At 66.4% G+C, this 24,307-nt stretch carries 23 protein-coding genes and 1 tRNA gene; 4 read left to right on the forward strand and 20 right to left on the reverse strand.

Translation table 11 applies throughout. The annotated features are described in order from the left end of the window. Nucleotides 1-33: 33 nt before the first annotated feature. From acnD to prpB, 3 genes are all read right to left on the reverse strand, one after another. Entirely contained in the window at nt 34-2,676 is a 2,643-nt protein-coding gene (acnD, locus tag XarbCFBP7408_RS08295) for a Fe/S-dependent 2-methylisocitrate dehydratase AcnD (protein ID WP_104562550.1), read from the reverse strand. Between the two features lie 248 nt (nt 2,677-2,924). Continuing rightward, nucleotides 2,925-4,079 (reverse strand): bifunctional 2-methylcitrate synthase/citrate synthase, encoded by a 1,155-nt coding sequence (gene prpC, locus XarbCFBP7408_RS08300; RefSeq protein ID WP_104562551.1) that lies wholly within the window; start codon nt 4,077-4,079, stop codon nt 2,925-2,927. A 75-nt stretch (nt 4,080-4,154) separates the two neighbouring features. Then, nucleotides 4,155-5,051, reverse strand: coding sequence for a methylisocitrate lyase (gene prpB, locus XarbCFBP7408_RS08305; protein ID WP_104562552.1), 897 nt, complete (start codon nt 5,049-5,051; stop codon nt 4,155-4,157). A gap of 146 nt (nt 5,052-5,197) precedes the next feature. Here prpB and prpR point away from each other — a divergent pair, with 146 nt between their 5' ends. After that, nucleotides 5,198-6,799 (forward strand): propionate catabolism operon regulatory protein PrpR, encoded by a 1,602-nt coding sequence (gene prpR, locus XarbCFBP7408_RS08310; protein WP_104562553.1) that lies wholly within the window; start codon nt 5,198-5,200, stop codon nt 6,797-6,799. A 206-nt stretch (nt 6,800-7,005) separates the two neighbouring features. Here the strand turns inward: prpR and XarbCFBP7408_RS08315 are convergent, their stop codons facing one another. Then, complete coding sequence (locus XarbCFBP7408_RS08315; RefSeq protein WP_104562554.1) at nt 7,006-7,332, reverse strand: hypothetical protein; 327 nt, start codon at nt 7,330-7,332, stop codon at nt 7,006-7,008. 183 nt (nt 7,333-7,515) lie between these two features. Between XarbCFBP7408_RS08315 and XarbCFBP7408_RS08320 the strand changes: the two genes are divergently transcribed. Together XarbCFBP7408_RS08320 and XarbCFBP7408_RS08325 are read left to right on the forward strand one after the other, a co-directional pair. Further along, the gene (locus tag XarbCFBP7408_RS08320; protein ID WP_104562555.1) at nt 7,516-7,767 is read left to right on the forward strand and encodes a type II toxin-antitoxin system Phd/YefM family antitoxin; all 252 of its coding nucleotides are present in this window, start codon (nt 7,516-7,518) and stop codon (nt 7,765-7,767) included. Further along, the gene (locus tag XarbCFBP7408_RS08325; protein ID WP_104562556.1) at nt 7,764-8,021 is read left to right on the forward strand and encodes a Txe/YoeB family addiction module toxin; all 258 of its coding nucleotides are present in this window, start codon (nt 7,764-7,766) and stop codon (nt 8,019-8,021) included. The genes XarbCFBP7408_RS08320 and XarbCFBP7408_RS08325 overlap by 4 nt, the downstream gene beginning before the upstream one ends. Nucleotides 8,022-8,224: 203 nt before the next feature. Here the strand turns inward: XarbCFBP7408_RS08325 and XarbCFBP7408_RS08330 are convergent. The 13 genes from XarbCFBP7408_RS08330 to XarbCFBP7408_RS08390 form a co-directional block, all read right to left on the reverse strand. After that, nucleotides 8,225-8,299: transfer RNA gene (locus tag XarbCFBP7408_RS08330), tRNA-Val, on the reverse strand. A 238-nt stretch (nt 8,300-8,537) separates the two neighbouring features. After that, entirely contained in the window at nt 8,538-8,891 is a 354-nt protein-coding gene (locus XarbCFBP7408_RS08335) for a PilZ domain-containing protein (protein WP_104562557.1), read from the reverse strand. After that, nucleotides 8,888-9,847: a DNA polymerase III subunit delta' gene (locus XarbCFBP7408_RS08340; protein WP_104562558.1), complete on the reverse strand. Its 960-nt coding sequence runs from the start codon at nt 9,845-9,847 to the stop codon at nt 8,888-8,890. The genes XarbCFBP7408_RS08335 and XarbCFBP7408_RS08340 overlap by 4 nt, the downstream gene beginning before the upstream one ends. Next, a complete protein-coding gene (gene mltG / locus XarbCFBP7408_RS08345) occupies nt 9,844-10,908 on the reverse strand; it encodes an endolytic transglycosylase MltG (RefSeq protein ID WP_104562559.1) in 1,065 nt (354 codons plus the stop codon). The genes XarbCFBP7408_RS08340 and mltG overlap by 4 nt, the downstream gene beginning before the upstream one ends. A gap of 60 nt (nt 10,909-10,968) precedes the next feature. Then, nucleotides 10,969-12,324, reverse strand: a complete 1,356-nt coding sequence (locus XarbCFBP7408_RS08350) for an aminodeoxychorismate synthase component I (protein ID WP_104562560.1) — start codon at nt 12,322-12,324, stop codon at nt 10,969-10,971. Nucleotides 12,325-12,505: 181 nt separating this feature from the next. After that, the gene (gene fabF / locus XarbCFBP7408_RS08355) at nt 12,506-13,741 is read right to left on the reverse strand and encodes a beta-ketoacyl-ACP synthase II (RefSeq protein WP_104562561.1); all 1,236 of its coding nucleotides are present in this window, start codon (nt 13,739-13,741) and stop codon (nt 12,506-12,508) included. Nucleotides 13,742-13,881: 140 nt separating this feature from the next. Then, nucleotides 13,882-14,121 (reverse strand): acyl carrier protein, encoded by a 240-nt coding sequence (gene acpP / locus XarbCFBP7408_RS08360; RefSeq protein WP_002814322.1) that lies wholly within the window; start codon nt 14,119-14,121, stop codon nt 13,882-13,884. 204 nt (nt 14,122-14,325) lie between these two features. Then, nucleotides 14,326-15,069, reverse strand: coding sequence for a 3-oxoacyl-ACP reductase FabG (fabG, locus tag XarbCFBP7408_RS08365; protein ID WP_104562562.1), 744 nt, complete (start codon nt 15,067-15,069; stop codon nt 14,326-14,328). An 82-nt stretch (nt 15,070-15,151) separates the two neighbouring features. Next, nucleotides 15,152-16,096 carry an ACP S-malonyltransferase gene (fabD, locus tag XarbCFBP7408_RS08370; RefSeq protein ID WP_104562563.1) on the reverse strand — a complete coding sequence of 315 codons (945 nt, stop codon included), beginning with the start codon at nt 16,094-16,096 and terminating at the stop codon, nt 15,152-15,154. A gap of 104 nt (nt 16,097-16,200) precedes the next feature. Continuing rightward, complete coding sequence (locus XarbCFBP7408_RS08375; protein WP_104562564.1) at nt 16,201-16,983, reverse strand: serine/threonine protein phosphatase; 783 nt, start codon at nt 16,981-16,983, stop codon at nt 16,201-16,203. 60 nt (nt 16,984-17,043) lie between these two features. Continuing rightward, nucleotides 17,044-18,021, reverse strand: coding sequence for a beta-ketoacyl-ACP synthase III (locus XarbCFBP7408_RS08380; RefSeq protein ID WP_104562565.1), 978 nt, complete (start codon nt 18,019-18,021; stop codon nt 17,044-17,046). Between the two features lie 90 nt (nt 18,022-18,111). Beyond that, a complete protein-coding gene (gene rpmF / locus XarbCFBP7408_RS08385; RefSeq protein WP_003483870.1) occupies nt 18,112-18,306 on the reverse strand; it encodes a 50S ribosomal protein L32 in 195 nt (64 codons plus the stop codon). Between the two features lie 97 nt (nt 18,307-18,403). Continuing rightward, a complete protein-coding gene (locus tag XarbCFBP7408_RS08390) occupies nt 18,404-18,913 on the reverse strand; it encodes a YceD family protein (protein ID WP_046341941.1) in 510 nt (169 codons plus the stop codon). A 110-nt stretch (nt 18,914-19,023) separates the two neighbouring features. Here XarbCFBP7408_RS08390 and XarbCFBP7408_RS08395 point away from each other — a divergent pair, with 110 nt between their 5' ends. After that, on the forward strand, nt 19,024-19,599 hold the full coding sequence (locus XarbCFBP7408_RS08395; protein ID WP_104562566.1) for a Maf family protein: 576 nt from the start codon (nt 19,024-19,026) through the stop codon (nt 19,597-19,599). Between the two features lie 14 nt (nt 19,600-19,613). Here XarbCFBP7408_RS08395 and XarbCFBP7408_RS08400 read toward each other — a convergent pair whose 3' ends face one another. The 3 genes from XarbCFBP7408_RS08400 to XarbCFBP7408_RS08410 are packed head-to-tail and all read right to left on the reverse strand — an operon-like array spanning nt 19,614 to nt 24,291. Beyond that, complete coding sequence (locus XarbCFBP7408_RS08400; protein ID WP_219820263.1) at nt 19,614-21,470, reverse strand: glycosyltransferase 87 family protein; 1,857 nt, start codon at nt 21,468-21,470, stop codon at nt 19,614-19,616. Further along, nucleotides 21,467-22,441, reverse strand: a complete 975-nt coding sequence (locus tag XarbCFBP7408_RS08405; protein WP_181106694.1) for a glycosyltransferase — start codon at nt 22,439-22,441, stop codon at nt 21,467-21,469. Before XarbCFBP7408_RS08405 ends, XarbCFBP7408_RS08400 begins: the two co-directional genes overlap by 4 nt. Nucleotides 22,442-22,449: 8 nt before the next feature. Beyond that, nucleotides 22,450-24,291 (reverse strand): glycosyltransferase family 39 protein, encoded by a 1,842-nt coding sequence (locus XarbCFBP7408_RS08410; protein WP_181106695.1) that lies wholly within the window; start codon nt 24,289-24,291, stop codon nt 22,450-22,452. Between the last annotated feature and the right edge of the window lie 16 nt (nt 24,292-24,307).

Here is a 24,307-nt window from a genome sequence, read left to right on the forward strand (position 1 = left end):
TGGGTGGCAGACCCACGGCAAGGGCCATGGACGCTAGTGCGCTTGCGGTGCTGATGTCGTTTTCAACAAATCTCGATTCCCGACTCCCGATTCCCGGCTCTCAAGAAAATCCTGCGCAAACCGTTGCAGCACGCCGCCCGCCGCGTAGATGGACACTTCTTCGGCGGTATCCAGGCGGCAGGTGACCGGCACCTGCAGCTGCTCGCCGTTGCGCCGATGGATCGACAGCGTCAGCGTGGCACCCGGCGTGCGCTCGCCGACCACATCGAAGGTCTCGCTGCCGTCGATGCCCAGCGTCTTGCGGTCGGTGCCCGGCTTGAACTCCAGCGGCAGCACGCCCATGCCGATCAGGTTGGTGCGGTGAATCCGCTCGAAGCCTTCGGCCACGATCACCTCCACCCCGGCCAGACGCACGCCCTTGGCGGCCCAGTCGCGCGAGGAACCCTGGCCGTAATCGGCACCGGCAATGATGATCAGCGGCTGCTTGCGCATCATGTAGGTTTCGATCGCTTCCCACATGCGCAGCACCTGCCCTTCCGGTTCCAGCCGCGCCAGCGAACCGGCGGTGACCTGTCCATCGACCACCGCCATTTCGTTGACCAGCTTGGGGTTGGCGAAAGTGGCGCGCTGCGCGGTGAGGTGATCGCCGCGATGGGTGGCGTAGGAATTGAAGTCTTCCTCCGGCACGCCCATCTGCGCCAGGTATTCGCCTGCCGCACTGCCGGGCAGGATCGCATTCGACGGCGACAGATGGTCGGTGGTGATGTTGTCGCCCAGCACCGCCAGCGGGCGCAGGCCCTGCAAGCTGCGTGCACCGGCGAGCGCGCCTTCCCAGTACGGCGGGCGGCGGATGTAGGTGCTGGCCGGCCGCCAGTCGTACAACGGGCTCACCTGGATGCCCTGCCCCGCGCTGCGCTTGAACATCGGGTCGTAGACGCTACGGAAATGCTCCGGCTTGACGCTGCGCGCCACCACCGCATCGATCTCCGCATCGCTGGGCCACAGATCCTTGAGCGTCACCGCCACGCCATCGGCATCGATGCCCAGCACATCCTTTTCGATATCGAAGCGCACCGTGCCGGCGATGGCATAGGCGATCACCAACGGCGGCGATGCCAGAAACGCCTGCTTCGCATACGGGTGGATGCGCCCGTCGAAATTGCGGTTGCCCGACAACACCGCGGTGGCATACAGATCGTGGTCGATGATCTCCTGCTGGATCGCAGGATCCAGCGCGCCGCTCATCCCGTTACAGGTGGTGCAGGCAAATGCGACGATGCCGAAACCCAGCTGTTCCAGCTCGCCCAGCAACCCGGCCTCTTCCAGGTACAACTGCACCGCCTTGGAGCCCGGCGCCAGCGAACTTTTCACCCAGGGTTTGCGCGTCAATCCGCGTGCATTCGCATTGCGTGCCAGCAAGCCCGCGGCAATGACATTGCGCGGGTTGGAGGTATTGGTGCACGAGGTGATTGCCGCGATGATCACCGCACCATCGGGCATCTGGCCCGGCACGGCATCCCAGGCGCCGGCAATGCCGCGCTCGGCCAGCTCGCTGGTGGCCACGCGCTTGTGCGGATTGGACGGCCCGGCCATATTGCGCACCATGCTAGACAGGTCGAACTGCAGCACACGCTCGTACTGCGCTGTGACCAAATCCTCCGCCCACAGGCCGGTGTGGCGCGCGTAGGTCTCCACCAAGGCGATCTGTGCGTCCTCGCGCCCGGTCAGGCGCAGGTAATCCAGCGTCTGCTGATCGATATAGAACATTGCCGCAGTGGCGCCGAATTCCGGCGTCATGTTGGAGATGGTCGCGCGATCGCCGATGGTCAGCGCGCTGGCGCCGGCCCCGTAGAACTCCAGATAGGCACCGACCACACGTTGCTGCCGCAGGAACTCGGTCAGGGCCAGCACGATGTCGGTGGCGGTAATGCCGGGCGCCGGCCGGCCCAGCAGTTCCACACCGATGATGTCGGGCAGGCGCATCCACGAGGCGCGCCCCAGCATCACGTTTTCCGCTTCCAGCCCGCCCACGCCCACTGCGATCACACCCAGCGCATCCACATGCGGGGTGTGGCTGTCGGTGCCTACGCAGGTATCCGGGAACGCCACGCCATCGAGCGTGCAGATCACCGGCGACATCTTCTCCAGATTGATCTGATGCATGATCCCGTTGCCCGGCGGAATCACTTGCATGTTTTCGAATGCGCGCTTGGTCCATTCGATGAAGTGGAAGCGGTCGGCGTTGCGGCGATCTTCCACGCTGCGATTCTTGGCGAAGGCCTGCTTGTCGAAGCCGGCGTGTTCCACCGCCAGCGAGTGATCGACGATCAACTGCACCGGCACCACCGGGTTGACCTGCGCCGGGTCGCCACCCTGCTCGGCGATCGCATCGCGCAGCCCGGCCAGGTCGACCAGCGCGGTCTGCCCCAGGATGTCGTGACAGACCACACGCGCCGGAAACCACGGGAAATCCAGGTCGCGCTTGCGCTCGATCAGCTGGCGCAGGTAGGCCTCCAGCATCTGCGGTTCGGCGCGCCGCACCAGGTTTTCGGCATGCACTCGCGCGGTGTACGGCAGCGTTGCATAGGCGCCGGTTTGCAGCGCATCCACGGCGGCGCGTGCATCGAAGTAATCCAACGAGGTGCCCGGCAAGGGCTTGCGGTACTGGCTGTTCATGGCTGGCGATATCGAAGCGGGCGGGGGTATTTTGGGATTCGGGATTCGGGATTCGGGATTCGGGAATCGGGAATCGGGAATCGGGATTCGGGATTCGGGATTCGGGATTCGGGAATCGGGAATCGGGAATCGGATTCAGGATTTCAGGCGTGCGGGGGATTGCCATCTCTCGTTGCGGTTGCCATCGCCTGATCGCCTTGGTTGAACGAAGGCGATCACGGTGGATCAATCCAACCGCTGGCGCGTCCTCAGGAGCGTTGATCCAGCGGCACGAAGACCTGATCTTCCGGGCCGGTGTAATTGGCCGAGGGACGAATGATCTTGCCGTCCATGCGCTGCTCGATGATGTGCGCGCTCCACCCGGCGGTACGCGCCAGCACGAACAGCGGCGTGAAGATCGCCGTCGGCACGCCCATCATGTGGTAGCTGACCGCACTGAACCAATCCAGGTTCGGGAACATCTTCTTGATGTCCCACATCACCGTCTCCAGGCGCTCGGCGATGTCGTACATCTTGCGGCTGCCCTGCTCGTCGGAGAGTTCGCGCGCCACCTCCTTGATCACCTTGTTGCGCGGATCGGACACGGTGTAGACCGGGTGCCCGAAGCCGATCACCACTTCCTTGCGTTCCACACGCGCCTTGATGTCGGCCTCGGCCTCGTCCGGAGTGTCGTAGCGCTTCTGCACCTCGAAGGCCACCTCGTTGGCACCGCCATGCTTGGGCCCACGCAGCGCACCAATGCCGCCGGCGATGGCGCTGTACATGTCGCTGCCGGTGCCGGCGATCACCCGGCTCGCAAACGTGGAGGCATTGAACTCGTGCTCGGCGTACAGGATCAGGCTGGTGTGCATCGCGCGCACCCACGAGTCCTTCGGCGCAAACCCGTGCAGCAGATGCAGGAAGTGCCCGCCGATCGAATCGTCGTCGGTTTCCACCTCGATGCGCTTGCCGTTGTGGCTGTAGTGGTACCAGTACAGCAGCATCGATCCCAGCGAGGCCATCAGCTTGTCGGCGATATCGCGCGCGCCGGGATGATTGTGATCGTCCTTCTCCGGCTGCAGGCAGCCCAGCACCGACACCCCGGTGCGCATCACATCCATCGGATGCGCCGACGGCGGCAGCTGCTCCAGTGCGGTTTTCACTGCCGCCGGCACGCCGCGCAGCGAACGCAGCTTGGCCTTGTAACCGCGCAGTTCGCCGTTGTTGGGCAGCTTGCCGTGCACCAGCAGATAGGCGATTTCCTCGAACTCGCTGGTGGTGGCCAGATCCAGGATGTCGTAGCCGCGGTAATGCAGATCGTTGCCGCTGCGGCCCACCGTGCACAGCGCGGTGTTGCCTGCAGCAGTGCCGGACAGTGCGACGGATTTCTTCGGCTTGAAGCCGGGATTGACGGTGTCGTTCATGCGATGCGCTCCCAAACGGTGTCGTGTTGCGGTGTCACGGATGAAGTGGCCAAACCTGCACGCAGCAAGGCGCGATCATGCGCCTTTGCGCGCAAACAACGCGTCCAGGCGCTGCTCGTAGCCGTGGTAGCCGATGCGCTCGTACAGCTCTTCGCGCGTCTGCATGGTGTCCAGCACGGCCTGCTGATGACCATCGCGCCGAATCGCGGTATAGACAGCCTCGGCGGCCTTGTTGGCCGCGCGGAATGCCGACAGCGGGAACAGCTGGATCGCCACGCCGGCCTGCGCAAGCTGGTCGCGCGTGAACAGCGGTGTCTTGCCGAATTCGGTGATATTGGCCAGCACCGGCACGCCCACTGCATCGACAAACCGCTTGTAGGTGTCCAGGTCGTACGCGGCTTCGGCAAAGATGCCGTCGGCACCGGCTTCCACGCAGGCGATCGCGCGCTCGATCGCCGCATCCACGCCTTCCATCTGGATCGCATCGGTGCGCGCAATCAGGAAGAACGCCGCATCGGCCTTGGCATCGGCTGCCGCCTTGACCCGGTCGACCATCTCGGCCTGGCTGACGATCTCCTTGCCCGGCCGATGCCCGCAACGCTTGGCGCCGACCTGGTCCTCGATATGGCAGCCGGCTGCACCCGCCTTGATCAGCGACTTGATGGTGCGCTCGATATTGAACGCGCTCGGCCCAAAGCCGGTGTCCACATCCACCAGCAGCGGCAACTCGCAGACATCGGTGATGCGGCGCACGTCGATCAGCACGTCTTCCAGCGTATTGATGCCCAGGTCCGGCAACCCCAGCGAACCGGCCGCCACACCGCCGCCAGACAGGTAGATGGCCTGGTAGCCGGCACGCTGCGCCAGCAGCGCATGGTTGGCATTGATCGCGCCGATCACCTGCAGCGGCGATTCGGCAGCCAGCGCAGCGCGGAAGCGCGTGCCGGCGGAAGCGGTGGGTGAGGACGTCATGGCGATTCCAGGGTTGGGATGCGGGACAGGGCGCAAATGGCATGCCAACGCCAAGTCATTGATTCGATTCGGCCAAAACGGGTCAGATGTTGCAAATCTGCAACGCAACGAACAATATGCAACATCCTTGCAACGCGACACCAACGATGCGCAGCCCCAGGTTGACCGAGCCGATGGAGACCGCTCCACCGGTCATCTGGACCGTCAGCGTCTCTCGCCTGACCGGCCTGCTGGCCGACGTCATTCCCGAGTTCGACCAGCGCGCGCGCATCGAGCAGGTCAACCTCGGTTTTGCCGAGGCGGTGGAGGTCATCGGCCAGCGCCTGCGCCGCGAGCGCTGCGACGTGCTGGTCGCCGGCGGCTCCAATGCCGCCTATCTGCGCAGCCGGCTCGCACTGCCACTGGCGCCGATCCAGGCCACCGGGTTCGATCTGATGGAAGCGCTGGCGCGCGCACGCCGCATCGCACCGCGCATCGGCGTGGTCACCCATGCCACCGACGTGCCCTCGTTCCGCGCCTTCCAGGACAGCTTCGACCTCGACATCGAGCACCGCCGCTTCGTCACCGCCGAAGACGCGCGCGACTGCATTGCCGATCTGCGCGCCAGCGGCATCCAGGTCATCGTCGGCACCGGCATGGCGATCGATTTCGCCGAACAGGCCGGTTTGCCCGGCGTGCTGCTGTATTCGGCAGATTCGGTCCGCCTGGCGCTCGAACACGCCATCGCGCTGGGTACCGCGCCCGGCAACGAGCGCGGCGGCAGCCGCACCGGCACGCGCCGGGTGCGGCACACCGACGCATTGCTTGGCCAAGACGCGGCAATCACGCAGGTGCGCGAGCTGGTGCAGCTGTACGCCCCGCATCCGGGCACCGTGTTGATCAGCGGCGAGACCGGCACCGGCAAGGAACTGGTCGCACGCCAGTTGCATGCCGGCAGCCGCCGGCGCGGCCGCTTCGTCGCCATCAACTGCGGCGCCATCAGCGAATCGCTGCTGGAGGCGGAATTGTTCGGCTACAGCGACGGCGCCTTTACCGGCGCACGCCGCGGCGGCCATGTCGGCCTGATCGAAGCCGCGCAGGACGGCACGCTGTTTCTCGACGAGATCGGCGAACTGCCGATGCCGCTGCAGACACGCCTGTTGCGCGTGCTGGAAGAGCGCGAAGTGCTGCGTGTCGGCGCTACGTTGCCGGTCGCCGTCGACGTACGCGTCGTCGCCGCCAGCCTGCAGCCCTTGCAGGCCCTGGTCGAACAGGGGCGCTTCCGCCGCGACCTTTTCTATCGCCTGGCGGCGTTACGCATCGCCCTGCCGCCGCTGCGTCATCGCCCCCACGAGATCGCCCTGTTGCTGACGCATTACTTCCAGCAACTCGGCGCGCTGTCGTCGCCAGTGTCTCCAGCAGCGCTGCAGCGGCTGCAACAGCACACCTGGCCGGGCAACGTGCGCGAACTACGCAACCTGGTCGAACGCCTGTGCATCCACTGGAAGGCCCAACCGCACGACAGCCTGGACCTGGATCGATTGGAACGCTGGGCACCCGAGCTGTTCGACATTCGCATTGATGGCAGCGTCACGGCCCCCGCACACGGCGATCTTGCAACCTCGCGCATGCAACTCACTGCCGCAGCGGTCCGCGCAGCGCTCGATCGCGCAAACGGCAATCGCGCCCTCGCCGCACAGGCGCTGGGCGTCTCGCGCACGACGTTGTGGCGCTGGATGCAGACGCACGCGTCGGCATCGCCTGCCTGAGATGGGCGTGCGGGCTTTGGCCGCGCCTGCGTAGGCCGCGAGCGCAGCCTTTGGTCGCAAGTCTTCGGCACGCAAGACTCACGGTCGGCGGCGACCAGTCATGCGATGCGATCCACACCACAGGGTCGCTGCGACGTTGGTGGCGTGATCCCGCCGCACATGCAGCACGCTACCCAGCACTCGCCCAGTGAGCGAGCGTGCAGCGCTCATTTGACCCGCGTGTACTCGGTATCGCCCGTGCTCAGGTGCCCGCTGGCCTGGTCGATCGCGTAGTTGACGGTGCCACCGGCGTTGGATACCTGCAGCACACCCTTGTTCAAGATCGCCGGATGATTCCTGGTCCTGACGCCACCGCCGAACAGCGCCGGCGTGGTGTCGCGAATGATGAAGCTCTCGCCGTTGTGCTCGATGCTGAGCACGTTCTTCTCCGACTTCATGTTGACCCACTTGCCCACGTACTGCTCGCCCACGTCACGGGCACAGCCCGCCAGGAACATCGTTGCAACCAGAGCACTTCCAAGCAGCGCCTTCATCGCCACTCCTTCTTCAACGCGGGGGATCGCAGGATGGCGATTCGTTCCCCAGCCTGCAACAAGCAGGCACAACCGGATGAACGCGGCTGTCAGCGACTTGAACAAGGCCTTGGTCCAACAGGTCGCGCAGTTGACCCAGCCGGATATAAACGTACAATTTCCTGTACATACCTGGATCACCGCATGGACACCATCACCTATAGCGCCGCGCGTGCTTCGCTAGCAGACACCATGGACCGCGTCGTCAACGACCACGAGCCAGTGATCATCACGCGCAGCGGTGAGCGGGCCGTCGTCATGGTGTCACTGGAGGACTACAAGGCCATGCAAGAAACCGCCTACCTGCTGCGCAGCCCAAAGAGCGCACAACGTCTGCTGGAATCCATCGCCCAGCTTGAGGACGGTCGCGGCAAGGTACGGGAACTGGCTGAGTGATTCTGCAGTTTTCGGACCACGCCTGGGAGGACTACCTCTATTGGCAACAGACCGACACGAAGCTGCTCAAACGCATCAACGACTTGATCAAAGTGATTCAGCGCGATCCATTCCAGGGCATCGGCAAGCCCGAGCCATTGCGTCATGCACTGGCGGGCTATTGGTCACGACGCATCAACGACGAACACCGGATCGTCTACAAGGCCGAGAACGGCATATTGCTGATCGCCCAGCTGCGCTATCACTACCGGTAGCGTCAGACCAACGACTGCCAGCCACACTCACCAGGTGTGGCACCAGACGACAACAGCGATTCGAAGGCATCGGCCAGGTCCATGGGACTGCCTCAGCCGGTCCAGATGCCGGGGCTCTGCAGGACAGCTGCAGAGCACAAAAAAGCCGGCTCATGGCCGGCTCTTCTTCTCGCGCTGAAACCCTTGCTGCTGTTGAGTTTCGATGGTGGGCGGTACAAGGTTCGAACTTGTGACCCTTGCCGTGTGAAGGCAATGCTCTACCGCTGAGCTAACCGCCCGATGACGCGAGCCGCACATTATAGGGCAGCCGCGGCGATCGTCAACAGGTTCATCCACTGCGGCGATGATGCGGTCGAAAACGCCGCGTTCCGGTGACCGGGCGCGGCATTCCCGCCAGCTGGCAGCGATGACGCGGCGATCGATTCGGCGCCGTTCGAACGCCGGGTACGCAGCTTCGATGACCCGCGTCCAACACGACTGCGATCACGCTTGCTTCCGCACCCGCACCACATCGCCTCACATCGTATGCGTCGGCTTGTCCGAGGTCGTCAGACCCGCCAGCAGCGTCTCGATCTTGTTGCGCACGCCCTCGCCTTCCGGGCCGTCCGGCAACTGCACGCCGATGCCGGCGGCGCGGTTGCCCTGCGCACCGGCCGGGGTGGTCCAGACCACCTTGCCGGCCACCGGCAGGCGTTCGCTGGAGTCGGGCAGGGTCAGCAGCAGGAAGACTTCGTCGCCGAGCATGTAGCGCTTGGGCGTGGGTACGAAGATGCCGCCGCCTTTCACGAACGGCATGTAGGCGCTGTAGAGCGCCGGCTTGTCCTTCAACGCCAGCGACAAGATGCCCTGGCGTGCATTCATTGCACTCATCGAGTTCCCCTAGAACGTGCCTGACGCTCTCCCTCGCGCCAGGCCAGCAACAATTCCGTCACCGCCAGATCGGCGCGGACGGTGGTGCGCAGCAGGTCGCGGGTGCGGTTGGCGGCGTCGAACCAGGTCGCCAGCTTGTGCAACCGCGATGGATCGGTCAAGCCGGCCGAGGCCTGCGCCAGCGCAAGGTCTGCCGCGTGGCGCAGACGTTGGTCGGCCTGGCCGTCGTTGGTCCAGCGCTGCGCAATCTCCACTGCGCTGGCGCGCCCGGCGACGATCTGCTCCAGGTCCTGTGCCACCGCGCGGCGCAGCGCCAGGCCATCCTCGCGCAGCCACTGCGCCGCAAGCCCCGGATGACCGCGTGCGGCATCCAGCGCCTCCTGTGCAGCCCGCTCGTCGACACCTTGCGACAGCAGCCAGGCCAGCGCCTCGTGTGCTGGCGGCAGCTTGAATTCCAGACGCTGGCAGCGGCTGCGGATGGTCGCCGGCAGGCGCGCAGGCTGCGCGCTGATCAACCACAGGTAGCGCCCCGGCGAGGGTTCTTCCAGCGTCTTGAGCAAGGCGTTGCAGGCGGCGCGATTGATCGCATCGGCCGGGTCGACGATCACAATCTGGGCGATGCCGTATTGCGGGGTCAGCGAGAGTTTTTGCGAAATCTCGCGTACCTGCTCGATCACGATCTCGGTGCGCAGCTTGTCGCCGGTGCGGTTGGGAATGAACGAGATCAGCTGCAGGTCCGGGTGGGTTCCGGCGGCGATCAGCTGCCGGCTGCGCTGCGCCAGCGCCGGGTCCGGCGAACTGGCCAGCACATGCTCGGCCAGCGCCAGCGCCACCGCACGCTTGCCCAGGCCATCCGGCCCGCAGATCAGCAGGCCGTGCCCGAGCCGGCCAGCGTCCAGTGCCGCCAGCGTCTGCTCGTAGGCGCGCTGCTGCCAGGGTGAAAACGCAGTGGTCATGGAGTGGGCTCCGGTTGCGGCAGGCGACGGCGCTGCAGGTAACGCGCCACCGCGGCATTGTGTTCGGCCAGGGTGGCCGAGAACGCATGCGCGCCGGTGCCATCGCCGACCGCCACGAAGTACAGGGCGTTCCCCGGCGCCGGACGCACCGCCGCCAGCAAGGCCTCACGGCCGGGCATGGCGATCGGCGTTGGGGTCAGGCCGGTGCGCGTGTAGGTGTTGTACGGCGTATCGGTGGTCAGGTCGCGGCGGCGGATATTGCCGTCGTAACTGCTGCCGATGCCGTAGATCACGGTAGGGTCGGTCTGCAGCTTCATACCCAGTTGCAGGCGGCGCAGGAACACGCCGGCAATCAACGGACGCTCGGCGCCCAGCGCGGTTTCCTTTTCGATGATCGAGGCCAGGATCAAGGCCTGTTCCGGCGAGCCGAGCGGCAGATCCGGCGCACGCTGCTCCCAGGCCTGCGCCAGCGCCTTGTCCATGGCCAGGTGGGCACGCTTGAGCACGTCCAGATCGCTGTCGCCGCGCTGGTAGAGATAGGTTTCCGGCAGGAAGCGCCCTTCCGGGTGCTGGTTGGCGAACCCCAGCCGCGCCATCAACGCCGCATCGTCCAGCGCAGCGGTGGATTGCTGCAGCGGCGTGGCGGTGGCGATCGCGGCGCGCAGCTGGCGGAAGTTCCAGCCTTCCACGATGGTGAAGCGGTACTGGATCACCCGGCCCTGGCGCATACGTTCGAGCAGCTCGCGCGGTGACAGCGCCGGCGCCAGCGCGTATTCGCCCACCTTGAGTTTGCCGGCCGCATCGACCTGGCGCGCGAGCAACTGCCATTCCAGATCGGTGCCCTGCGCCACGCCGGCGGCGCGCAACTTGCGCAATGTGGCCTTGAGTGAATCGCCGGGCGCGATCACCACGCTGGGCGCGCTCGCGCTCGCCGGTGTCTCGGCAAAGTGCAGGTAATGCCGCCACGCCACCAGCCCCGCAATCGCCAGCAGCGCCACGAGCAACAGGGCCGTGCCCAGCACGGCCAGACATCCACGTTTGCCAGTCACCGCCACACGCACCTCGTCATTACCCCAGCGCCGCGCAGGATACCGCGCGCCGGTGATGTCCCGTTGAAGCGCTCATGCCTGGTCCAAGGCGCGCAGCACGCCGCGCGCCTTGGCGCGGGTCTCGTCCAGTTCGCGCTGCGGGTCCGAATCCACCACGATCCCGGCGCCGGTGCGGAAATGCACCTGCTCCCCGGCCACCTCGGCAGTGCGGATCAGGATATTCAGATCCATGTCGCCGTCGCGATTGAGCCAGCCGAATGCGCCGGTATAGGCGGCCCGCGCGGTGCATTCGAGCTCGGCGATGATCTGCATGCAGCGCACCTTCGGGCAACCGGTGATGGTGCCGCCGGGAAACACCGCGGCGATCGCCTCGCCCGGAGTGACGTCGGCGCGCAGACGGCCGCATACATTGCTGACGATGTGGTGCACGTGCGCGTAGCTTTCCACGCCCATCAGCTCGTCCACCTCCACCGTGCCGGGCGCGCAGATGCGCCCCAGGTCGTTGCGCTCCAGGTCGATCAGCATGACGTGCTCGGCGCGCTCCTTCGGATGGCCGACCAGCTCGCGGATGCGTGCGGCATCGTCGTCGCCAACAAAGCGCGCGCGGGTACCGGCGATCGGGCGCGTCTGCACCAGATCGCCGTGCACCGACACCAGCCGCTCCGGCGAGGAACTCACCACCGCGCGTCCTGCCGCGACGAACAGGCCGGCAAACGGGGCGGGATTGGCTGCGCGCAGGCGCGCATGCAACGCCGCCGGATCGACCGCCGCGGCGAACGTTGCATGCCAGGCGCGCGAGATATTGGCCTGGAACACGTCGCCGGCGCGCAGATACGCGAGTACGCGCTCCACTGCATCGGTGAAACGCTCCGGCGCATCCTCGTCGACAACCAGCGGCCCGATCCAGCCGGGCAACGGCGGCAGCGCGGCGCAGGCGGCGATGTCCTCGACGATGCGGGTCAGCAGATCGGCGCGGCCCGGCTCGGCCAGCGCGATGCAGTGGCCTTGCACCCGGTCGCGCAGCACCGCCGCAGGCGCGCGCAAGGCCAGTGCGCTCGGCAGGCCATCGCTGCGCGTGGGCAACTGCAGAATCGGTTCGACCTGCGCGGCCAGTTCGTAATCCAGCAATACCGCCCAGCCGCCGCGAAATGGCCAGGGGCTGGTCGCAGCGTGCGGCAGGCGCTCGGCCTGCCAGGCCGCATCCAGTGCCTGCAGAAAGCCGCCGTCCAGCACGCGTCCATCGCCGTCGCGCGTGCGCCCGTCGGCATCCAGCCGCAGGCTTGCGCCGTCTGCCAGCAGCAAGACGTCCCAGCGACCGTGCGCGGTGCCGGAGGCGGTGGATTCGAGTAGTGCCGGATAACGCTGCGGCGCCAGCCGATGCAGCGCCAGCAGGTCGATGTCGGCGTGCAGGGGTCTGGTGAGCGTCATCGGCCGGGTTGGGCGTGGGGTGCTGAGAGGCGCCGCCCTGCGAGAGAGGCAGGGCAGGCATGAAGAGAGGGATCAGCTCGCGGAGCGACGCTCAGCCACGTACACGCGCCCTGCGCGACGGCCGGTATCCGCATGCGCGTGTACCGCGAAGCATCCTCCGCGGTACGCCACCGCCGGGACGTCAGACGCGCTTGAACACCAGCGTGCCGTTGGTGCCGCCGAAGCCGAAGCCGTTGGACATCACCGCATCCACCTGCACCTCACGCGCCACGTTCGGCACGTAATCCAGGTCGCAGCCTTCGCCGGGCTCTTCCAGATTGATGGTGGGCGGAATGATGCCGGTATGCAGCGCCATCACCGAGAAGATCGCTTCCACGCCGCCGGCCGCGCCGAGCAGGTGGCCGGTCATCGACTTGGTCGAGCTGACCATGGTCTTGTAGGCGTGCTCGCCCAGCGCGCGCTTCATCGCCAGGGTTTCGGCCAGATCGCCCAGCGGCGTGGAGGTGCCGTGCGCGTTGAGGTAGCCGATCTGCTCGGGATTGAGCTTGGCATCGCGCATCGCCGCGACCATGCTGCGCGCCGCGCCTTCGCCGTCTTCGCTGGGCGCGGTCATGTGGAACGCATCGGAGCTGGCGCCGAAGCCAACCAGTTCTGCGTAGATGCGTGCACCACGCGCCTTGGCGTGTTCGTACTCTTCCAGCACCAGCACGCCGGCACCGTCGCCCAGCACGAAGCCGTCGCGCTGCTTGTCCCACGGACGCGAGGCGCCGGTCGGATCGTCGTTGCGGGTGGACATGGCCTTCATCGCGCAGAAGCCGCCCACCGAACTCGGCGAGGAGCCGCGCTCGGCGCCGCCGGCCAGCATCACATCGGCATCGCCGTGCTGGATCATGCGCATCGCGGTGCCGATCGAATGGTTGGAGGTGGCGCAGGCCGAGACCGCCGAGAAGGTCGGGCCTTTCAGGCCCCTGATCAGGCTGACCTGGCCCGGCAGCATGTTGATGATGGTGCTGGGCACATAGAACGGCGAAATCTTGCGGGCGCCGCCCTCGTGGAATTTGATGGTCTGCTCTTCGATGCCGAGCAACCCGCCGATGCCGGAGCCGAGAATGGCACCGACGCGTTCGGCATTGCTTTCATCGATTTCCAGGCCGGAATCGTCCAGCGCCATGAACGAGGCACCGACGCCGTAATGGATGAACGAATCCATCTTCTTGACGTCCTTGGCGGACACAAAAAGCGTGGGATCGAAACTCTTGATTTCGCCGGCGATCTTGGTGGTGAACTGCGAGGCATCGATCTGCGCGATCGGGCCGATGCCTGAGCGCCCGTGGATGATTCCATCCCAGCTGGTGGCCAGATCATTGCCCAGCGGCGACACCATGCCCATGCCGGTAACGACAACACGACGACTCATTGCAGATCTCCTCACCACGGAACGGACGGTGCTTGCGGTTTGCGGATGACGCTTGAAAAACACAGGGCCGCATCAGCGGCCCCATGGATGTCTGACGCAGCAGCGGCTTGACGCACGCCACCGCAGCCAGGAACAACGCATCAGCTCTTGACGTGAGCCTTGACGTAGTCGATCGCCTGCTGGACCGAGGTGATCTTCTCAGCCTCTTCGTCCGGGATCTCGCACTCGAACTCTTCTTCCAGCGCCATCACCAGCTCGACGGTGTCCAGCGAGTCGGCACCCAGGTCATCGACGAACGATGCGCTGGTGGTGACTTCCTCTTCCTTGACGCCGAGTTGTTCGACGACGATTTTCTTGACGCGTTCTTCGATGGTGCTCATTGGGGATATCGCTCCAGATGGAGTAGTGGTGGTTCGAGTTTTAGGATCCCCGCACACGGATGTGCGGTGCTCCTGTGAGGGACTCACAAAACGCCATCGCCGCTGCGATGGCCGCGTTGGATAGTGTAGTGGAAGCGACCGGGCCTTGCATTGCATCACAACTCCCGGCCGATCAGCCACTTAGCGCCTCCCGGCGGCGCACGCTCACGGCATGTACATGCCGCCGTTGACGTGCAGGGTCTCACCGGTGATGTAACCGGCGCTCGGGCCGGCCAGGAACGCCACCGCATTGGCGATGTCCTCCGGCTGGCCCAGATGACCCAGCGCGATCTGCTGCAGCAAGGCGGTCCTGGCCTCGTCCGGCAGCGCCTTGGTCATGTCGGTATCGATGAAGCCGGGCGCCACCACATTCACGGTGACCCCGCGCGAGCCGATTTCCTTGGCCAGCGACTTGGAGAACGCGATGATGCCGGCCTTGGCCGCAGCGTAGTTGGTCTGGCCGGGGTTGCCGGTCACGCCCACCACCGAGGCGATGTTGACGATGCGGCCCTTGCGCGCCTTCATCATGCCGCGCATCACCGCCTTGGAGGTGCGGAACACGCTGGTCAGATTGGTGTCGATGATCGCCTGCCAGTCGTCGTCCTTCATCCGCATCAACAGGTTGTCGCGGGTGATGCCGGCGTTGTTGACCAGGATCGAGATCGCACCGAATTCCTTGCCGATCGCATCGATCAGGCCATCGACCGCCGCAGCGTCGGTGACGTTGAGCTCACGGCCGTGGCCGCCCTGGGCCGCCAGGCGCGCGCCGATCGCCGCAGCGCCGGAGGCCGAGGTCGCGGTGCCGATCACGGTGGCGCCCTGGGCGGCCAGCGTGTCGGCGATGGCCGCGCCGATGCCGCGACTGGCGCCGGTGACGAGGGCGATCTCGCCTTGCAGAGGCTTGCTCATGAATGCTGTTCCTCGAATGGGGAGCCCGCGACCGCAGCCGCGAACGGTGAGGGCTGCCGGCAGCGCCGGCAGGTGCGTCGAATCAGTGCGTCCACGCCTCGAGCGCGCCGGCGTAATCGGCAGGCGTGGCCAGCGGGCGGGCGTCCAGGTGCTTGTCGATGCGCTTGACCAGCCCGCTCAGCACCTTGCCGGGGCCGCATTCGGCGATCCGGGTGATGCCCTGGGCGGCCAGCGCCTGCACGCAGCCGGTCCACTGCACCGGCAGGTACAGCTGCTCGGCCAGCGCCTGGCGAATGGCAGCGCTGCCGGTGTGCACGCGCGCATCGACGTTCTGCACCACCGGGATCTGCGGCGCGTGCCAGCTCAGCCCGGCCATCGCTTCGGCGAGCTGGTTGGCGGCATCGCGCATCAACGGCGTGTGCGAGGGCACGCTCACCGCCAGCTTGACCGCCTTGCGCACGCCGCGCTCGGCCAGCAGGGCCAGCGCGCGATCCACCGCCGCCGCATCGCCGCCGATCACGATCTGACCGGGCGAGTTGAAATTGGCCGGCACCACCACCTGGCTGCCGGCCGCCTCGGCGCAGACCTCCAGCACTACCGCGTCTTCAGCCCCCAGCACAGCCGCCATCGCACCGACACCGGCCGGCGCGGCGGCCTGCATGAACTGGCCGCGCAGCCGGACCAGGTGCGCACCATCGTGCAGCGACAGGGCGCCGGCAGCGACCAGCGCGGTGTATTCGCCCAGGCTGTGCCCGGCCAGGACCGCCGGGCGCTGCCCGCGCTGCGCATTCCACAGCCGCCACACCGCCACGCCGGCGGCCAGCAAGGCCGGCTGGGTGTACTCGGTGCGGTTGAGCATCTCTTCCGGGCCGCCCTGGGACAGCGCCCACAGGTCGACGCCGGCGCCCTCGGAGGCTTCGGCGAAGGTTTCGCGGATCTGCGGGTGCAGCTCAGACAGTTCGGCCAGCATGCCCAGGGACTGCGAGCCCTGGCCGGGGAACACGAAGGCGAGAGTGGATTCGGTCACGCGTTGCTGCCTACGAAAATCGAGCCGGGATGATACGTGCGAAATCGCCCCGGCGTCTGTACTGCCGCGTATGCAAGGCCGGTCCGGCGCGACCGCCGGCGCACTTACAGCAAGGCGTTGAGCAAGTCCATTTCGCCATCGGCGAGCCAGTCCACGCACATCACCAGCACCAGTACCACGGCCAGGGAGGTCGCCGCGTGGATGGCCAAAATGGCGCGCGCCAGCGCCCCGGCCGAGCGCCCCAGGCGACCGGTGAGCTGCGCAAACCGCTGCAGGCGCCCGGTCACCACATGCGCATGCGCCGCCACCGCCGGGCCGGCCGCATCGAAGGCGCCCGTCATCAACCGCTGCAGCACCTCGCGGCGGCCACGGTAGTACTTGGCCACGCCGTAGCCGAACACCAGCCAGTCGCGCGCCTGGGCCTGCGCCAGGTCCATCACTTCCAGCGGGTCTTCTTCGAAATCGATGAAGCCGACCGCCTGCCCGTCGAAGGTCATGTTGCGCGGAAGCGGCTGGCCGAAATACGCGCCATCGCGATGGGCATCGGCAATGGCCGCCACCGCCAGCGCGATCAGGCGGTCGCGCTCGGGCGCGTCGGCCTCGCGCAGGCAGCTGGCAAAGGAGCGGCCGTTGTCGCTGAGCACCAGGGCCGCCTGCCCGCAACCGACCACACGCGGCACATTCACCGCCTGCGCCTGCAGTTCGCCGAGCCGGCGCGCTTCCAGATCGCGCGCGGCATCGCCGCCACGGTGCGGCGGTGGACGCAAGGCATCCAGGCCGCAGCGGCGGGCGACGAAGTTGAGTGCTCCGAGCGAGACCGCCCGGCTGTCGCGGCGATACTGCTTCAGCCAGACGCGCTGTCCGGCGATGACGATGGGTTCTGCCATAACGGGTCCTTCCCCGACGCTGTCAGGCATCGCCGGCGGACGCGGCGCTGCCTGCCGAACTCAGTAGCGCAGCAGCGCCGAGCCCCAGGTAAATCCACCACCGAACGCTTCCAGCAGCAGCAATTGCCCCCGCTGCACGCGGCCGGAGCGGACCGCTTCGTCCAGCGCCAGCGGCACCGAGGCCGAGGAGGTATTGCCGTGACGATCCACGGTGACGACCACCTGCTCCATCGGCAGATCCAGCCGCTTGGCGGTGGCCTCGATGATGCGCAGGTTGGCCTGGTGCGGAATCAGCCAGTCCAGGTCGTGCCTGTCGTAGCCATTGGCGGCCAGGGTCTCGTCGACCACCGAATCCAGCGCCTTGACCGCGTACTTGAACACGTCGTTGCCCTTCATCAGCAACGCGCCGCCGCCGTTCTTGCCTTCGCCGAAGCCCACCGACACGCCGACCGGATCCCACAGCAGCTCTTTCTTGCTGCCATCGGCATGCAGGTGGGTGCTGAGGATGCCGGTCTCCTCGTCGGCCTTGAGCACGACCGCGCCAGCGCCATCGCCGAACAGCACGCAGGTGGTGCGGTCGGTCCAGTCGACGATGCGGGTCAGGGTCTCTGCGCCAACCACCAGCACGGTCTTGGCGTCGCCGCTGCGCACGAACTTGTCGGCCACGCTGAGCGCGTAGACAAAGCCCGAGCAGGCGGCGTTGACGTCCATCGCGCCGCAGCCGACGTTGCCCAGCCGCGCCTGCAACAGGCAGGCAGTGGACGGGAAGATCAGGTCCGGGGTGGTGGTGCCGACGACGATCAGGTCGAGCTCGTCGGCGGTGACGCCGGCCGCTTCCATCGCCTTCAGCGAGGCGAAGTACGCCAGGTCGCTGGTGGTCTGGTCGTCGGCAACGATGTGACGCTCACGGATACCAGTGCGCGAGAAGATCCATTCATCGCTGGTGTCGACGATCTTGGACATATCGTCGTTGGTCAACACCTTTTCGGGCAAATAACTACCCGTGCCCGCGATTCTGGAATAGATCCGCTTGCTCATACTGTTCCCTGTTGCAAGAGCCGCGGTGGTCGGCGGCTCCGGAAGAAGCGAGGGTCACCCGGCGGCTTCGAACGCGCCGGGTGCCACGAATCAATCTTCTTGGACGGCCGACGACTTGGTCGCAATCACCTTCTTGCCGCGGTAGTAACCGTCAGCGGTGATGTGGTGGCGCAGATGGATCTCGCCGCTGGTCGGATCGGTCGACAGCTGCTTGGCGGTCAGGGCATCGTGCGAACGACGCTGGCCGCGACGCGACGGGGTAACTCGGGATTTCTGCACAGCCATGGGATTGCTCCAACTTAAGTTCGATAACTTGTCTGTCGAGTCGAACAGGACGCTTCACGCCCGCGCCGACCTGTCTTTCCGCCCTTCACAGCGGCGGTTACTGTTTTTTGAACGCTGCCAGCGCCGCGAACGGACTGGCCTTGTCTTGCTCTTCCTGGGTCGGAACCCACTCGGCCTCGACGGCCTCGCTGCCCGGCGCCATCGGCACCACCGGTATCGACAGGACCAGTTCGTCCTCGACCAGATCCGCAGCGCGCAGCATGCCATCTTCCGGCACCAGCAAGGCTTCGTACTCGGCCGGCAACGCAGCTTCGTCGGCTTCGTCACGGATCAAACCAAGACGCTGCCTGATTTGCACCGGATACAGAAAACGTTGCAAGCTGCGCTGGCAGGCCAGCGGAAGCTCGACATCGACACTGAGTTCGACATAGGCGACCTTCAGCAGGTCGTCATGATCGAATTGGAGCGAATAGACACATTCGCCCTCGGTATCGACCAGGCTTCCTTGCAGGCGGGTCATCGCAGAGAGCGGGATGCGGCCATCGAAGCGCCTGCGCGCTACGACCATCCGCCAAGCATCCAGCATTTCGGGTACGTTCGCGGACATAAGCCGCAGAATGTTAAAGATCCGCCGACGCCCTGTCAAATACCCCTATTCACGCGCCTCGCAAGGCGCCAAGGCTGGCAGACTCCCCTGCCCGTCCTGTGCAGCGCCCCATGATGCCACGCCTGATTCTTGCCTCCACCTCTGTCTATCGGCGCGAGCTGCTCGGCCGGCTGCGCCTGGACTTCAGCACCGCCCGGCCGGAGGTCGACGAGCAGGCGCAGCCTGGGGAGCGCCCGGACGCATTGGCCGGCCGCCTGGCGGCCGAAAAGGCGGCGGCGGTGGCGGCGCAGGCGCCCGATGCCTGGGTGATCGGTTCTGACCAGGTCGCCGACCTGGACGGCCAGGCCCTGGGCAAACCAGGCACGCTGGAGCGGGCGCATGCACAGCTGACCGCGATGTCCGGCCGCGTGGTGCGCTTCCATACGGCAGTGAGCCTGGTCGGCCCCGGCGGCACCGCGCACGCGCTGGACCTGACCGAGGTGCAGCTGCGCCCGCTGACGCCAGCCGAAATCGACCGCTACCTGGCCGCCGAGCCGGCGCTGGATTGCGCCGGCAGCTTCAAGTGCGAGGGCTTCGGGATCAGCCTGTTCGACGCCATTCGCTCGCAGGACCCCACCGCCCTGGTCGGTCTGCCGCTGATCGCGCTGGCACGGCTGCTGCGGCAGGCGGGGTTTCAACTGCCCTGAGCTGCGATCGGGTCTTATCGATCGAGCCTGCAGAACTGGTAGGGATACTCCCCCTGCCCGATTTGCGAGGAAAGCCTGCGACAGCCAGCCGGATCCAGTTTCACCCCGTAGGCAAGCAGCTGTTGTTGCGCCTGCTCCAGCAGACGGCGATCGGCAGCGACCAGTTCCATCGCCTTGTGCTCGGGAACGCGCAACCGACACAGTCCGGGGCGGGATGCATCGAGTTCCGCTCGCAACCCATGTGCCATCAGCCAGCGCAACTGGGGGCATTCCGGTCGCGTGCTCCATCCCAGACGCCGCGCCCACCGATTCATCCGTTCCACGCGCGGACTCTGCTTGTCCTGCGTAGCATCCCATAACGCATACAGCTGCGGTCGCTCGGCCACCAGCGCGCGCACGCGGGCGCGATAGGCATCCGATTCGGCAAGGTTGCTGGCCACACCGACATAACGCGCCGCTGGCGCAAGCAGCGCAATCCGCCATGCCTGCGGCTGGTTTCCGACCAGCAACACGGTACTGGACGCTGGCACATCGATCGGTGGTGGCTGTACCTGCATGCTGTGCCGTGCCCAGGATTCATGGCCCCAGTCGTTCCAGCCTCCGAGCGCAATCACCGCACTGAAGAGCACCAGGCAGGCCGCCACCGTGCGGGCTCGGGCGGCGGCGAACAGCCGCTGGCAGCAGAGCCAGAGCGCCAACGGCGCCAGCAGTTCCAGCGCCGCCAGGTAACGATGAATCGAAAACATGCCCTGCCAGAGCAGATAACCCGCACCGACAAATACCAGCAACGTCGTGGCCTGTGCATTCCAGCAGGGAACGGACAATGACCTGCGCCATAGCGCACGCCCCACGATTCCCAGTACGGCCAGATAAAGCAGTGCCCAGATGCATTGAAACAGCGCAATCTCACTGACCCGCCAGGGATTGAAGGTCAGTACCAGCGGCCACGCCAACCATTCGCCCACACCGCGCGGCAGCCAGCGGGTATCACCTAGCGAGACAGGTTGCGCGAGCGGCGCGCGAAACACGCCATTGAACTGCGGAAACAAGGGATTGCCGAACTGCTCCCAGACCCGCAGATACCAGGGTCCGGCGATCAGGGCAAACACCAGCAATGCCGCCAGCGCCATGCTCACCACACCCAGCGCCCGTGCGCGCGGCCGTCCACCGGCGCAGAGCGCCGCACAGGCCAGCGCCACCGCGTAGGGCGCATTGGTCAACTTGCACGCCACGGCAAGACCGAGCAAAAGCCCGGCGAGCAGCCAATGACGGGCGGCAAGCGCGCTACCGGCCTGTTGGCGGCGCTGCGCGCGCATCACCAGCGCCAGCGCCGCCAGCAACGGTAGCGCGGTGCTCGCATCGCCCATGGTGTTGGCGAATTCGGAAAGGAATGCCGCGCTGCACAGGCCAGCCAGCGCCAACAGCGGGGTCAGGCGAGCGCGCTGGGAGTCTGCGTCCAGCACATACCAGGCAATTGCCGCCACCGGCACGAACACCATTGCATGCAGCACGCCCATCAGCGCGCCGGCCAACGGCCCGGGCCAGCGTGTCAGCAGCGCGTATTGAACGATATCCAGCGCCGGATTGAAGTAGCTCTGCAACTGCGCCGGGGCCAGATCCTGGGGCAGACGGCCGTGCCACCACGCATAGCCGTTATAGACGTGGTAATTGCGTAGGTCCCAGTTCGCATCCTGTCCAAGCCACAACGCCACCAGGCCACCTAGCAGCGCAACGACGGTCACCGCCGCGACCACGTTGGCTGGACGCCGGAACGCGAAGCGGTGATCGACCCAATGCAGCAAGCGGGCGATCCCGCGCCCCTGTCTTGAGGCGGCAGCGCCGGCGTAGACGCGCGCGAGCCGGGCGCTCATCGCTGCGCCCCCGGCCCCAGCAAGGGCTCGGCAAGATAGGCCAGATGCTTGGCCTCGATGCGTCCACGGGTGACGGTATCCAGGATCAACCCGCAGGCCAGCAACAAGAACCCCAGCAGCATCAGCGCCACACACAGGATGGCGGTGGGAAAGCGCGGAACCAGGCCAGTCTGGGCGTAGGTTTCAAACAACGGGATCGCCAATCCCACCGAAGCCAGCGCACAGGCAATAAAGCCCACCGAGAAGAACAACAACGGCCGCTCGGCCTTGAACAGCTTGGCGATGGTGGTGAGGATGCGCCAGCCATCGCGCCAGGTATTCAACTTGCTCTGCGAGCCCTCCGGGCGCACGCCGTAGGCAGTGTCGACCTCGGCCACCGGCATGCGCAACTGCAATGCGTGCACGGCCAGTTCGGTTTCGGTTTCGAATCCCTGCGCATGCGCGGCGAAGGATTTGACGTAGCGCCGCGAGAACACCCGATAGCCGGACAGCATGTCGTCGAAGCTGCGGCCGAACAGCAGCCCTGCGCACCGCGTAAGCAACACGTTGCCGACGCGATGACCGGGCCGATACGCGGCCTGCTGCTGATCGCGGCGCGCGCCGACCACCATGTCCAGGCGTTCGTCGATCAGCTTGCGCACCAGCGCCGGTGCGGCGGCCGCATCGTAAGTCGCATCGCCATCGACCAGCACATAGATGTCCGCTTCCACATCGGCAAATCCACGCCGCACCACATTGCCCTTGCCCTGCAGCGCCACGCGGCACACCTGCGCGCCGGCCGCCGCGGCGATCGCCGCAGTGGCATCGCTGGAATTGTTGTCCAGCACATGGATCGCCGCGCCCGGCAAGGCAGCGGCAAACGCGCCGACCACCGAGGCGACCGTCGTCGCCTCGTTATGGCAGGGCACCAGCACGGCGATTCGGATCCCGGCCACAGGCACGGGAGGGGCAACAGTCATGGCGTCGGTCATTGGGTGATCTAAGGTGCGGAGACGGTGATGGGCTGTTCCCACCAGTCCTCGACGCTGCCGTCGTGGCCGTGCAGGCGCAGTCCCAGCCAACGCGTGCCGGGCGGCAGCGCATGCGTGTCGAAGGTGGCGCTGAAACCGACGTTGGGGTGCTGCGGGTCGGTGGAGATCTTCCAGTACGGGCGCACATCCAGCGGCGTGCCGTACTCGGCCTGCGCGACCGGGCGCCCGTCCAGCAGCAGCTCCACCTGTGACAGCCCGACGCCATCCTTGAATGCCCAGCCGCGCACCTGCACCTGCCCGGCCACGCGCACGTCCGGCAGCGGCGTATCGATCCAGGCCATCGCCGGGGCGATGCACGGCCCGGGCTGGCGTTGCGCCGGCAGCGCGAACAGCAGGAAGCGCTGGTAACCGTGATCGGTGGACACAACCGTGGGCGCCGGGAGCGGCCCGACCATCCCGCAGATGTCGTGATAGCGCTTCAACAGGTCGCGATAACGATGATCGCTAGGCGAGAGCACCAGCAGCCGCGGCCCGGCGCGCGCGCCGTCGCTGAGCAGTCCCCACTGCTGCAGCTGCGCGCTACGGCCGTGCTTGTCGTTCAACTCCGCGCGCAGCACCTCGACATTGGCATCGTGCAGTTGAAAGCCCAGCTCGGCACCGACCTTGAAATTTTCCGCCAGCACGCGCGTGCCCGGCGGCATCTGCGCGAGCCGGAGCTTGACCGCGCGCGCCAGGTCGTTCCACCCGGCAAAATTGCGCGGATAGTATTTTTCGCCGGCCGCATGCGCGCGAATCGAGGGCACCGACACGGCCAGGTAATAGCCGTACGCACCCAGGGTGCCGAGCAGCGCAATCGCCCAGGCCGCGCGACGCAGCGTATGCGGCCAACGCATCAGGATCACCGGCACCGCCACCAACAGGGCCAGGTAGCCCGGCAGCGGCCAATGGAAACTGATCCGCTCGGCATCGCTGAAGAAGCCGAGCACAAAGATCGCCACGGTCGAAATCCCGCCCAGCAGGCCGAAATACCGCCATTGCGCACGCGAACCGCCACCGGCGCGCGTGCCGGCCAGGCCGACCTTGAGCATCGCCCAGGCCAGCAGCGGGGTCACCAGCACCGCCTGTATCAGCACGAACCACAGCCCGGTGATCTGAAAGCGCCATGGATGCCGGTCGACCAGCTGGAAGCGCAGCCCGGCATCGTCATGCTCGGTGTTCCAGAACAGCAGCGGCAGCCAGCTCACCGCGCCCACCGTCAACGCCATCCAGATGCGCGGGTCGCGCATGACCGCGCGCCCCTGCGGAATGCACAGCAGCGCGATGCAGCCCACCCCGATCACACCAGCAAAACGGTAATGACTGAGCGCGCCGATCACCAGGCCGATGGCGAGCTCGAGCGCGCTGGTGGCATCGACCTCGCGCAGCAGCCGCGCGCCGGCATCCATGCACAGCACCGCCGCCAGCGCCATCGGCACATCCGGCACCGCCAGGATGCCGAGCGTGGCCGACAGCGGCATCAGCAGGGTCAGGCTGCCGGCCTGCCAGCCCAGCGTGGAGCCGAACCAGCGCGTGGCGATATGCGCGATCAACCAGGGATTCAGCGCGGCAATGGCCAGAAACGGCAGGCGCAGCGCCAGCAGATGATGTCCGCCCAGTTCCACGCCCAGCCGCGCCAGCCAGGCGGTCATGCCCGGCAGATCCGAATACGCGGCGGCCAGATGCTGGCCTTCCTGCCAGTAGAACGCCTCGTCGACGAACAGCGGCAGCCGCGCGGCGATCAACAGCTTGACGGCCGTCGCCAGTGTCCACAGGATCACGAAGGTGCGATGTGCGCGTTGGTCCCCTTGCATTGCCCTGTGCACTCTT

It is taken from the genome of Xanthomonas arboricola pv. guizotiae, assembly GCF_002940205.1.
In the GTDB taxonomy this organism is placed as follows: Bacteria; Pseudomonadota; Gammaproteobacteria; order Xanthomonadales; family Xanthomonadaceae; genus Xanthomonas; species Xanthomonas arboricola_C.

Bases quoted from the DNA above. Each gene is read 5' to 3' on its own strand.
- acpP (WP_002814322.1), bottom strand. From the start codon at position 14,121: ATGAGCACCATCGAAGAACGCGTCAAGAAAATCGTCGTCGAACAACTC.
- prpB (WP_104562552.1), bottom strand. From the start codon at position 5,051: ATGACGTCCTCACCCACCGCTTCCGCCGGCACGCGCTTCCGCGCTGCG.
- prpR (WP_104562553.1), top strand. From the start codon at position 5,198: ATGCGCAGCCCCAGGTTGACCGAGCCGATGGAGACCGCTCCACCGGTC.
- fabF (WP_104562561.1), bottom strand. From the start codon at position 13,741: ATGAGTCGTCGTGTTGTCGTTACCGGCATGGGCATGGTGTCGCCGCTG.
- XarbCFBP7408_RS08400 (WP_219820263.1), bottom strand. From the start codon at position 21,470: ATGAGCGCCCGGCTCGCGCGCGTCTACGCCGGCGCTGCCGCCTCAAGA.
- rpmF (WP_003483870.1), bottom strand. From the start codon at position 18,306: ATGGCTGTGCAGAAATCCCGAGTTACCCCGTCGCGTCGCGGCCAGCGT.
- XarbCFBP7408_RS08320 (WP_104562555.1), top strand. From the start codon at position 7,516: ATGGACACCATCACCTATAGCGCCGCGCGTGCTTCGCTAGCAGACACC.
- XarbCFBP7408_RS08380 (WP_104562565.1), bottom strand. From the start codon at position 18,021: ATGAGCAAGCGGATCTATTCCAGAATCGCGGGCACGGGTAGTTATTTG.
- XarbCFBP7408_RS08315 (WP_104562554.1), bottom strand. From the start codon at position 7,332: ATGAAGGCGCTGCTTGGAAGTGCTCTGGTTGCAACGATGTTCCTGGCG.
- XarbCFBP7408_RS08390 (WP_046341941.1), bottom strand. From the start codon at position 18,913: ATGTCCGCGAACGTACCCGAAATGCTGGATGCTTGGCGGATGGTCGTA.
- XarbCFBP7408_RS08405 (WP_181106694.1), bottom strand. From the start codon at position 22,441: ATGACCGACGCCATGACTGTTGCCCCTCCCGTGCCTGTGGCCGGGATC.
- XarbCFBP7408_RS08335 (WP_104562557.1), bottom strand. From the start codon at position 8,891: ATGAGTGCAATGAATGCACGCCAGGGCATCTTGTCGCTGGCGTTGAAG.
- XarbCFBP7408_RS08395 (WP_104562566.1), top strand. From the start codon at position 19,024: ATGATGCCACGCCTGATTCTTGCCTCCACCTCTGTCTATCGGCGCGAG.
- XarbCFBP7408_RS08375 (WP_104562564.1), bottom strand. From the start codon at position 16,983: ATGGCAGAACCCATCGTCATCGCCGGACAGCGCGTCTGGCTGAAGCAG.
- acnD (WP_104562550.1), bottom strand. From the start codon at position 2,676: ATGAACAGCCAGTACCGCAAGCCCTTGCCGGGCACCTCGTTGGATTAC.
- XarbCFBP7408_RS08350 (WP_104562560.1), bottom strand. From the start codon at position 12,324: ATGACGCTCACCAGACCCCTGCACGCCGACATCGACCTGCTGGCGCTG.
- prpC (WP_104562551.1), bottom strand. From the start codon at position 4,079: ATGAACGACACCGTCAATCCCGGCTTCAAGCCGAAGAAATCCGTCGCA.
- XarbCFBP7408_RS08340 (WP_104562558.1), bottom strand. From the start codon at position 9,847: ATGACCACTGCGTTTTCACCCTGGCAGCAGCGCGCCTACGAGCAGACG.
- fabG (WP_104562562.1), bottom strand. From the start codon at position 15,069: ATGAGCAAGCCTCTGCAAGGCGAGATCGCCCTCGTCACCGGCGCCAGT.
- XarbCFBP7408_RS08410 (WP_181106695.1), bottom strand. From the start codon at position 24,291: ATGCAAGGGGACCAACGCGCACATCGCACCTTCGTGATCCTGTGGACA.